Here is a 10,310-nt window from a genome sequence, read left to right as displayed (position 1 = left end):
CCGCCGGTTGGGTGGGTGTCAGTTCACCCGGAGATTACGCCACTGTCCAATTTCTACCACTTCCGAGACACGACCGGGAACTGCGCCAGACCCGAAAGTCGCCAATGCGCAGACCATGTCCTCGGCTTCCATTCGGTGAAGGTGACTTGTCACGGAATGTGCAGCGCTGATCCTGGCACCGCCGCACAAGGCACGCAGGACGTCGAGCGTATGGATCGCCTGGGTCAGCATTACGCCCCCACCGTCGCGGGCATATGTCCCGCGACCTGGCTGATCGTAATAGGCCTGGGGTCGCCACCATGGGATCAGACAGTGAACGCCGCAGAGCCTGCCGGGCTCTCCGGACGAGATGATCTTTGCCACAGCCTGGACGGAAGAACGAAAGCGATGCTGCAGCACGGATGCCGCCAGCAGGCCTGATGCCTTTGCCCGATCGGCGAGAAACCGGGTGTCATCCGTGACCAACCCTGCCGGCTTTTCGATCAGAAGGTGCTTGCCTGCCGAAAGGATGCGCCCGCCCAGATCGCGGTGACTGTCGGCGGGAGTCAGCAGGATCACCGCATCGACAGCCGGGTCACCAAGAACAGCATGCAGATCGTCGGTCGCAGCGATGCGGTAGCTTGCTTCGAATGCGGCTCGCCGCTCAGGGCTGCGCGTTACAGCATAAGCCAAGTTTGACCATGAAGGACTTACCAGTGTTGGAGGCGCCGAAGATTAGACTCAGGCCGCGACTGAAATCGACGTTGGCGAGAGGACGGTCCGGACCGGTAAACGAAAGTCCCTTGATCACCATTGGATGTCGTAGCGCGGTCATGTCGCCGAGCTCTTTGGCCCGGCTTCGCCTTGGAACTCAACCGCCCAACGCCCGATTTTATCCGCTATCAGATCGGCCAGCTGGTCGCTAGAAAGCTCGTGCAACTTCTGGGCCAACCATTCCGCCCGTGCTTTGAGATCGAGAGCGTAAGGCGTGTGCATAGTCTCTACCAGGGCGGACGCATCTTCTGAGGCTTGATAGGCGATGCCATTTACATCGGCGATCGCATTTATCATGTGCAAGCGACGCATCAACAGAACACCTTCCTCGACACACGTCGGCGCATGAGCAACTCTCCGGTGCGTTGAGGCAGGTCCGGATGCAGACTCTTTGGCCCACCGACGTCGGCGGTATGCACTACGAGGTGGTCAAACCATGTTAGCTGCGCTAGGTCAAACACGCGGGGAAACGCTGCATCCAAGAACACCAACGCACGCACGCCGGTCTCCAGAGCGCTGTTGAACAATGGGGGTGGCCGCGAGGCGTCTACAGCTTCCATTTCAGTTGCCCCTCATTGACGAAGTGATGACAGATGCCCTGCTTGACAGGTGTGCGCGCATACTTGGCTAACGGCCCAGCCGGCTGTGTATTACCAGCCTGAATCATCACGGCGTTGACGCGCGACAGAATGTCGTCATGCTTGGCAGCATGGGTCTCATAGATGCCATGAAGTATCTCGTTCCTGAGATCGTCGGTGTCCTTTGGCGTGGTGTTATCTCTGTAGAAGCGGGTGAACGCGTCAGCGTCGAAGTACCGTTCGCGCTGCATGCGAAGATGAGGTCCATGGACCGCATGCGCACCAGCTGCATTGTGGTCGGCAAAAGCGGCTCCTTCCCGTTCACCGTAGGCATCCAGCAGTCCCTGAATATACGGCAGTTCGGTCGGTTGGACATCGAGGGGGGCCATGCCGACGGGAGCGGGCCCAGGATCCGCGCCAAACCAGTGATACAGCACAGGGATAGCAGCTACGTCGGTAAGCATGATGTCGACGGAAATCGGGGATAGACGGGAAAAATCCCAGGCCTCGATAAAGGCCTTTAATTTGTCGTCCAGCGAGATGTGTTCATTCAACGATAGCGTTGGCGCAGTATTTTCCCCACTCATCGATCATGGTCGTCTTGAACTTCGATAGCTTGAAAATCAATGATTTAAGGTTTCGATTGATGCCACGCGGCGCTACGAAAAAGAACTTTTCCGGTGCGGTGAACTCGCCCTTGAAGCTATAGTACAAAACCTTGCCAAGCTCGGAGATTCCTGTGTCAGTAGGCAGTGTGCGGCCATACTGCTTACACTGATAATTGTGCCATGCACCCTCATGTCGCTGGGAGGACAGGAACCCGACCACGTCCCTTCCCATGTCTCCCGTCCCGGTAAAGCGTTCCACCTCTGCGTATTCGGTCTTCTTGAGCGCCCACTGGCGGACGAATTCTTCCAGCTGGTCGTCATCAAGCGCCAGGAGCTGTCGTCTGTATTGATAGTTTGTCCCCATAAGTGCGTTGCATTTGTAAATCAGTCCGCGTTCAACTTACCGAACGCAACCACAGACTGACCGCTTTCCCAGTTTCGCCGCGACTGCCATGCTGCGTTGCCGTCAGACGGCTTTCGCCCTAACTGGCCCCCGTTTCGACCGGGCACCCGGGCCTGAACGCGGAAGCTTAGGCTTATGCCTGAGCAAAGGCTAACGTAGAGATCATCACCGATGGCGGCCGTCGTCGGCGCTGGAGCGCGGCGGAGAAGCTGCGCATCGTCGAGGAGACGTTGGAGGATTACGCCAGCCTCTCGATCGTCGCGCGGCGCAATGGCATGGCGCCGAACCTGTTGTATTGTTGGCGGTGCCTGAGGCTTAAAGGGGAAGGCGTTGCCGTGGCCGAGGACGACGATGTCACCGGCAATCGTGTCGTGCGCGAGAGGGACTGCAAGCGCCAAGCAGACGGTCCAGTGGAGCGTTTGTAGCGTAGAAGCGCATCCGCGAACTCGCGCGCCAGTTCGAGCGCAAGACGCTTGAGGCGGAGCCTGCGCGAGGCGCTGGACAGGTCACGGGCAAAAAACCGACCTTGCTCGTGCGGTCCCCGTTAAGCAGCGATTTCCGGTGACGGCGGTGCCGGAGACGCTGGGCATGGCCCGGTCGAACCTGAATTGGCTGCCTGCAGGGCAGATCCGGTCACGGCGAGGCGATCATAAGGCACAGGACGCAGACCTGGGCCGAACCGAAGACGTTTGGAACCTCCGACAAGCAGGCTCGGGTGAACAGGTCCAAGGTGAAGGGACCAATTCTTGTGTGACAGAGCGCGGAGCACTTTGCGGGTGCGGCAGGACCGGGCCCAAGACGACCGTTTCGGAGAGCGGGAGGACCAAATCGGCCGCCCACATGCACTACAGATCCTCGACGCGCAGCCTCGGTCCAAAGCCGGACGCGCGTTGCGTGACTGAACTCAGGTGACCTTGGTGACCGGGGGGATGATCCACGAGCCGTCGAGGATCGACGGATTGCCCTCTTTCGGCCAGTAAAGACGCATCATCAAGATGAAATTGCCCTTCGGAGCGGGAAGCCAGTTCGACTCCTTGTCTGCACCGGGGGACTCGTTCTGGATGTATATCTCGACCGAGCCGTCCGGACGGGCCTTCAGATCCTGGCGCGCGCTGATCGAATAGCGGTTCAGCGGGTTCGCGACGAAGAAATACTGGTCATTGTACATGGTTATCGACCAGAACCCGTTCACCGGCGGCAGCTGGTCCTTGGAAAAGGTCAGCACGTAGTTCTCCGATCCATTATACTTGCGTTGGATCATCCCGCTCCCGGATTTCGTGCTCGTCGGATAGATCGCATCCTGCGGGCGGTTGGCGCCGAGTCCGATCGCCGTGATGAGCGCGCGCTGAAGGTACGACGTGCCGTAAAGGCCGGTCTTTGTCGTGTAGTTCCAGCCGTTGACGTGGGTAAAGTCCCCGTCGCTTTCCTTGAAGTGCAGCATGATGCGCGCGAAGGCCAACTGGGGCAGACGCTCCCGCAGCGCGACGTCGAACTTGCTCGCGTCGAAGTCCTGGCCCGGAACGATACCGATCTCGGCCAGCCGTTCGATCAGGGGCGCATCCGCGGCGGACGGCGGATTGGTCTTCATCAGCTCGCAGAAGAGCGTGAAGTAGTCCACCGCGCTCAGCGCGTTGACCTGGTCGCGCACCGCCGTCTTCATGTCGATGGAGGCATCCACCGGACCTTCGGGCGGCGTGTAGTCCGTGCCATAGGCGCTGAGCGGAACCAGGGTGACCGCATCTTGAAGCTTGTGGACGGCGTCGTAGTCCTCGGGCGTTCCCGTGCAGTAGATGCGGCCGAGAAGCCAGACCATCCCCGTGGGTGACTTGTACCCCGTCACGCCCTCCGGCAGCGTCCCGCTCCACCCCGGCGCCGTGATCGCATAGGTCTGCGCCGCAGTCCCCGTCGTCCGCTTGCCCGGAACCTCGAAGACGTTCGTCCAGCCGTCCAGCATGGGAAAGAGCGCGAAGCGGTCGCCCATGTCCGGAATGCTCACCACGTACGGCTCCTTGGTGACGTCGAAGAAGCCGTAGGTGTAGAGCGTGTCTGCGTTCGGCGCGGTCACGTCCGTGAAGGACGAGTCCGGATACTGGCGCAGGCGGCCGATCTGTCCCATCGGCGCCTTGGTCCCCTCGGGCTTGGCGACATTGGTCATGACGCGCCGGGTATATTCCATCGTGACCAGCGGATAGGCGAAGGTGTAGGCCTCGAGCGCGGTCCAGAAGTCGGATCTGTTCAGCAACTTGTCGCCGACCGACGCCTCCTGGGCGGCGCCCTCGCGGCCTGCGAAGATGGTTGCGGCGGTCAGTCCAAGGGCTCCCGCCGAAAGCGCCCTGCGCGTGATGTCCATGATGGTACTTCCCTCCCGATCTGTCCGGCGCACGCGTGCTGCCGGGGCGATTGATGGCCGAGCGCAGCGGGTGGCCTGCGGCCATCCCGGCGCGCGCCCGATCCGGCGGACCCTCGCGGATCCGCCGACCAGAATCCTTGGCCTTGGCCGAGATCCTCGCCTCGAAGTGGTTGGCGGGCGCTGAGCTGGGTCGGAATCCGACTACCGGACAACTGCCGATAATGATACATCCCGATCAGGTGTGGCGCTTTGCTCCAAAGGACAAAAGCCATCGGCGACGTGACAAACCGCAAGCCGATGCAGCGCGTCGGTGTGCTTTCGGAACTCCCGGATGTCCTGCACGTGCTCGGCGCCGATCCGGCCGCTGTCTTCCACGGCAGCGGCATCGCGCCTCATTCTCTGTCACCTGATCTTCGACTCGCCTTTCCGGACCTCCTCCTTATCCTCGAGCGCGCAGCGCGCATCTCCGGATGCTCATACATCGGCCTTCTGCTCGGGCGTCGGTTCGAGTTGCTCAGGCATCACGGCGTCATGGGGCAGTTGATGCACAGCGCGCCGACGCTCAAGCAGGCCATCGTCGACTTCGTGACCCGTCAGCCTGGGTACTCGAGCGGCGCGATCGTCTATCTGAACCAGTTCGGCGACAAGTACGACTTCGGATACGGGACCTACGCCCCGTCCGCGCCGGGCGCGCGGGTTCTCTATGATACCGTGGTCAGCGTCGGCATGCGCATGGTGCAGGAACTTACGAACGGCACCGCCAAGCCGGCCAGCGCACATTTCTCGCACGGAGCGGACCAGCACCGGGCGATCTACAGCAGGCTTCTCAACCTGCCGGTGCAGTTCAACCAGCCCCGGAGCGGACTAATGCTGCCAGAGGCTGCGATGCGGAAAGCGCCGCTGAGGGCCGACCCGGCCGAGAGGCAGAGGTTGCTTGCGGTCATCCGGGACATGAATCCCAGGACCGCAGCCGATCTTGCAACCAGGGTGAGCCATTCGATCAGACACCAGTTGCACTACGAGGGTCCCACGATGTCGGCCGTCGCCCGGGAACTCGGCATACATCCCCGCACCCTGCGACGGCGCCTCAAGGATGAGGGAGAGACCTTCGAGAACCTCCTCGACCGGGTCCGCTACGCCGTCGCGTGTGAACTGCTCGGGTTGACGGTCATCCCGATATCGGAGGTCGCAGATGTTCTCGGTTTTGCATCGCTCGCTGTTTTCAGCAGGGCTTTCCGAAGGTGGAGCGGGACTTCGCCCTCCAGTTGGCGACGAGGCCGGACGGAGTCATGGTCAGTCGCTTGAAGGCCTCGATCCTTGCCGGGGATTGGCTACCTCCGGCAAACCTCGCATGTTGAGAGGGTGGCAGCACAGGTTTCACGACATTCGCCGCGGCCTGCCTGAATGTCAGCGACGGGCCGACTGCGCTTGCTGCACCCGCATTCGTTGCAGAAGCGGTGAACGTCGGAGAACGGCTCATCGCGTTTGCTTGCCTGGTCTCGTCACTGCTACCTCGCCGCCCGATCAGATGTCCGCCACGGGCATTCCTTGCGAGGTTCTGCCGCGCCGCCGCAGGTCTGCTTGCCGCCCATCGGGTCACTGCTAGCCTCATGCCCCTCTCCCATATAGCAGCCAGTGGCTCTGCATGATGAAGGCGTAAGGCTATAGTCCCCTTACGATAGGAAGTGGCCGCCATTGCTACCAGTTAAGGGCGCTGAAACTGATGCGGTTCGACCGTAGATCCTTCAGCCTTCGAAGCCCTCGGATCCAAACCACCGCGCGTCGTCAAGAAGATTACACAAATTGAGCAACTTGTAGGCTGTTCACTGTTTGGGCGCAGTCATCAGGTCTGGAGAAAAGCAGTTGTTAGAGAGCGAATCAAGACCTGGCTACGCCGCAGCTTGTGAACACCCTTGCCCATACTAACCCTCGAAAATATGGCGAAAAACCAGTCACTGCCGGACAAATAGACAGGTTTCGAAAAGGCAAATGGCGGACAGTGAGGGAAGTTCCGCATACGAGGGTTAACTCATTATTTTCATTGACTGCCATGGGGTTAGAGTGGTGAACGTAGGTGGTTAGCGTAGGTGGTTGTCACTCTACGCACGTCTACAGGGTGAACTATGCCGGAATATCTCATCAAACAGCGCAAGGGATGGTACGCGACACTGGAAATCCCAAAGGCTCTACGTAGCAAGTTCGGCAAAACCAGGTTCAAAGAAACCCTACATACAGACTCCCTCAAAGTCGCTGAAATCAGGAAACATGCCCTTGTAGCTGTCTGGAAGGCAGAGATCGACGCAGCTAGAGGAAGTTCATCCAATCTTGATAGGGTCGTCCTTGTCAGAAAGAAGATGGCGGAGCAGAAAAAGCCCGATCCTGTAGACCTTGCTATGATCCTAACTCCTCAAACCAGTGAGGAAATGAGTGATCTAGAGAAGAACAGACATGATCTGTCAAAAGTCCTATATGGAAAGAAGTTCCCCCTTAAACAATTTGTAGCTGATTACGAGAAAACACTCACCAACATTGAGCCGAAATCTAAGGATATGAGGCTTTCTACCGTAAAAAGGTTCTTAAAGAAGTTCAAATATGCCGAAGATGCCACAAATAGAGAAGTAAAGAACTGGATTGAGACTGATCTGATAGCGGAACAGGGGCTTTCGGCTACAACCTGCCGCAGTATTGTCTCTCACCTAAGGCAATATTGGAAATATCTTGTAGATAGACACGACCTAACTCTACCTGAACCCTTTAAAGATGTAGTTCCAGCAAGAACAAGAACCAGAAAGCAGGAAGTAGCTGTCAAAAGAACGCACTTCGAACCTGAGGACTACCAAAAACTACTAAAAGCTTGCAAAGATAGCCAAGTTGAAACCCTCATGCGACTAGGAGTTTATACAGGGTGTCGAATAGAGGAGTTGTGTAGCTTAAAACTAGAGGCAGTTAAGGAAGATCGTATCCTAATCCAAGATGCAAAGACTGAAAGCGGCTGGCGGACCATTCCCCTACACAAAAAAATAGTAAAACTTGTAGCAGATTTGGCTAAATCATCAAAAGATGGCTACCTCATATCAGGTCTAAGCTTCAACAAGTACGGTGATAGGTCCAATGCCATAGGAAAGAGGTTTGGCAGACTGAAGACAGCTTGCGGATATGGTAAGAATCTTGTATTTCACTCCTTTAGGAAGGGGGTGGCTACACAGTTGGAACGCCTAGGAATCGCAGAAAACGTATCTGCTAACTTACTTGGACACGACGTGCCCACTATCACCTATGGCTTGTATTCTGGGAAACGGCTGGACTTCCAGTTACTGCACGACACAATTAATAAACTCAAGTGGGATTAATCTACATGAAAAGAGTATTAGCACTATGCTTGCTGTTGAGCGCTTGCTCCACCCCTGCACAGCCCAGCATTCTGGGATTTGATGGGAGTGTCGTTAAGGTAGGTGTTGCGAACATAAACGAAATTATGTGGTCAACACGTGAATCCCGAGTAAATGGAACTCAGCAAAGAGCGCAACAGTTCTGCCAGTCAAAGGGGTTTAAGACGGCTACGTACCAACAGGAGGTCTTTGACCGGGACCCATACCTAGGACCCGTTTTCAATCATATCGCGTATCTATGTGAATAGTGCTCCTTACCCACTCACCAACCTCCTTAAGTGAGGCTGTAGAAGAGCCATACAGAGGCGTTCGCCAATCCACGTAGGGCGATATACCAGAACCGTCTAGCGCCTCTGTAGGGCAACCCCGTGCGGCTCTGTGAGGTCATGACTGGAGTGGTAGGCGTTCATCCCTAATCTACCCAAAACAGTCCCTTACCGCTGATGAATGCAGTAGGGGCATGCCGGGAACGAATGTCAGGACTTGTTCTGTTTGGACGAATTGACGGTAAGTGCAAACGCGCGAAGTCTCTCAAAAAACGCGCAACTCTACTTCCGTCGAGCTCCTACAAAATAAGCAAACCTACAACGAGTAGAATTTATGATCACTGAAGGAAGGCGTGGTCCATAACTATAGTTTTCAATCCTACAACAAGTTAATTTATTATTTTATGTAGATCCACAACTCACTATAGTCCGTTCTGCCTTAGCCTGGCGCGATAGCGGCAGTGGAGAAGCTTTAGCTTCGACAAGAACAATACTACAGATTAGATGATCAATCATTTTTTAATAAATAATTAACAGATTGACCTTTAGCTGTAGTATTGTCATTATTTAGATAGCTTGTAGATTCTGAAATTGGTCAAAGACCATGAGTCAAGGTTTTACCTTTCACGTAGTGGAAGGGCAGAGGATAGCGATAGCTATACGCTGATCCGCTGCGCTCGTTCTACTTTTCCTCGCATTCTACTTTTATTTACACTTTTTTTATAGGACGTAGGTCAATTTACCATGAGATTCCAGAGAGTTACAGGGCGGTTTCGGCGGATTTGCCGCATTATGCAGCCATTAGTTCCCTTGAGTCAGTCTGGTCTAGCCACTGCTCAAATAGCCGCCTCATTCTTGTAGACCCCACATAGAGAGAGATTGCCTTCCCATTCCTGACTGCACTTCTAAAAACAAACTGGATCATTTCGGCCAAGGCGAACCGATCCTTATCCAACTTCAATCCGTGTTGCTCGAAGTAGACCCTCACGTTTTCATTGGGAAAGCGGTTGTATAGGTGAAGCACCACGTCCTTGTGTGCATGTTCGTTTGTCGCCCTCATCCCAGCCCAAAGCCACTGCGCCATAGCAGGTGCGTCCTTTGTCCTACAGACAGACTTACGACCTCTCAGAGCATACTCTTTCGGTAAGGTTAGTAGAAGCCTCTCAGGGCCCTCTTGGCGTCTGACAGAAGCAACTGCTGCACCCACCCTTAGAAGCTGTTCCTGTCGTGCCCCTGCATACCATGTGTGGCTAAGAGTAAACCTAGAGAGCCCCTCCAAACTCCGTATGGTTTTAAAGGTGATCAAGCTCCTGAGTTGTCCTACCACCTCTTTGCTGGTCTTATGAAGGGGAAGGTCTACGTACTCCCACTTCAAACTATGTAGTTGAAGATAGAGGTCTAAAACAGAACCTTCAAACATGTAAGTTAGGATGAGTACGGACCTGAAAGACTTGAACAACTCCACCGGAACCATAGTAACCATAAAATTGTATTGTGAAGTATTTTTTGCAGTAAAAAGATAACCCTCTTGCGCCGCCTCTGCGATGTTTTGATGCGAACTATTTCTATAGAACTCAACCGGCCGCGTTACCTTGACACGAAAGAGTGGCTCACTTACTTCCGCAAGTCCGGAATCCACCATTACCCTGAGATCGCCCCTTTTTGCATCATCGAAGCGTTCAACTACTGCCAGTTCCTCATCTAGAACCAAATGGTAGCCAAGGTCCTGAATCAGTTTCCAGTGCCGACTGTCCATGTTGAGCAGTAACGCATGAGTACAAGATACGTTCTCTCCTTGCTCTAGTAGCCTAAGGACCTCTTCTGATTTAATCCCCTTTCCTTCTGGAGACTTAAAATTGAGTTTTCTCGCAAATCTGTCTGAATTACCCCCTGTGTCAGCGTAGTTGTCCGCCCCTCTTCATTTCCTCTACTTTTCGGGTGGGCGGGATAGGACAGTGACTTG

7 protein-coding genes and 2 pseudogenes are annotated in these 10,310 nt (G+C 55.5%); 3 read left to right on the top strand and 6 right to left on the bottom strand.

The genetic code is table 11. The annotated features are described in order from the left end of the window. Positions 1 to 18: 18 nt before the first annotated feature. The 4 genes and pseudogenes from OU682_RS22420 to OU682_RS22405 form a co-directional block, all read right to left on the bottom strand. Entirely contained in the window at positions 19 to 672 is a 654-nt protein-coding gene (locus tag OU682_RS22420) for a Gfo/Idh/MocA family protein (RefSeq protein WP_268944419.1), read from the bottom strand. Between the two features lie 138 nt (positions 673 to 810). After that, positions 811 to 1,313, bottom strand: a pseudogene (locus OU682_RS24170) (ABC-three component system middle component 2). Next, positions 1,301 to 1,885 (bottom strand): ABC-three component system protein, encoded by a 585-nt coding sequence (locus OU682_RS22410; RefSeq protein ID WP_268944417.1) that lies wholly within the window; start codon positions 1,883 to 1,885, stop codon positions 1,301 to 1,303. The pseudogene OU682_RS24170 and the gene OU682_RS22410 overlap by 13 nt, the downstream one beginning before the upstream one ends. Then, positions 1,878 to 2,303 carry a hypothetical protein gene (locus tag OU682_RS22405; protein WP_268944416.1) on the bottom strand — a complete coding sequence of 142 codons (426 nt, stop codon included), beginning with the start codon at positions 2,301 to 2,303 and terminating at the stop codon, positions 1,878 to 1,880. The genes OU682_RS22410 and OU682_RS22405 overlap by 8 nt, the downstream gene beginning before the upstream one ends. A 200-nt stretch (positions 2,304 to 2,503) precedes the next feature. On the opposite strand from OU682_RS22405, the pseudogene OU682_RS22400 reads away from it, so the two are divergent. Continuing rightward, positions 2,504 to 3,008, top strand: a pseudogene (locus OU682_RS22400) (transposase); the annotation flags it as partial. Between the two features lie 238 nt (positions 3,009 to 3,246). On the opposite strand, the gene OU682_RS22395 reads toward OU682_RS22400, so the two are convergent. Further along, entirely contained in the window at positions 3,247 to 4,692 is a 1,446-nt protein-coding gene (locus OU682_RS22395; RefSeq protein WP_268944415.1) for a DUF1254 domain-containing protein, read from the bottom strand. Positions 4,693 to 4,941: 249 nt separating this feature from the next. On the opposite strand from OU682_RS22395, the gene OU682_RS22390 reads away from it, so the two are divergent. Both OU682_RS22390 and OU682_RS22385 read left to right on the top strand, forming a co-directional pair. Beyond that, on the top strand, positions 4,942 to 5,997 hold the full coding sequence (locus OU682_RS22390; RefSeq protein ID WP_268944414.1) for an AraC family transcriptional regulator: 1,056 nt from the start codon (positions 4,942 to 4,944) through the stop codon (positions 5,995 to 5,997). An 818-nt stretch (positions 5,998 to 6,815) separates the two neighbouring features. Further along, the gene (locus tag OU682_RS22385) at positions 6,816 to 8,042 is read left to right on the top strand and encodes a tyrosine-type recombinase/integrase (protein WP_268944413.1); all 1,227 of its coding nucleotides are present in this window, start codon (positions 6,816 to 6,818) and stop codon (positions 8,040 to 8,042) included. A gap of 1,095 nt (positions 8,043 to 9,137) precedes the next feature. Here OU682_RS22385 and OU682_RS22380 read toward each other — a convergent pair. Next, complete coding sequence (locus OU682_RS22380) at positions 9,138 to 10,103, bottom strand: YonV C-terminus-related protein (protein WP_268944412.1); 966 nt, start codon at positions 10,101 to 10,103, stop codon at positions 9,138 to 9,140. Positions 10,104 to 10,310: the final 207 nt, after the last annotated feature.

Source organism: Paracoccus benzoatiresistens (assembly GCF_026913015.1).
Lineage (GTDB): Bacteria > Pseudomonadota > Alphaproteobacteria > Rhodobacterales > Rhodobacteraceae > Paracoccus > Paracoccus benzoatiresistens.
This window is presented reverse-complemented; position numbering and strand designations above follow the sequence as displayed.

Coding starts and splice junctions, on each gene's coding strand:
- OU682_RS22405 (WP_268944416.1), bottom strand. CDS start 2,303: ATGGGGACAAACTATCAATACAGACGACAGCTCCTGGCGCTTGATGAC.
- OU682_RS22395 (WP_268944415.1), bottom strand. CDS start 4,692: ATGGACATCACGCGCAGGGCGCTTTCGGCGGGAGCCCTTGGACTGACC.
- OU682_RS22385 (WP_268944413.1), top strand. CDS start 6,816: ATGCCGGAATATCTCATCAAACAGCGCAAGGGATGGTACGCGACACTG.
- OU682_RS22380 (WP_268944412.1), bottom strand. CDS start 10,103: ATGGACAGTCGGCACTGGAAACTGATTCAGGACCTTGGCTACCATTTG.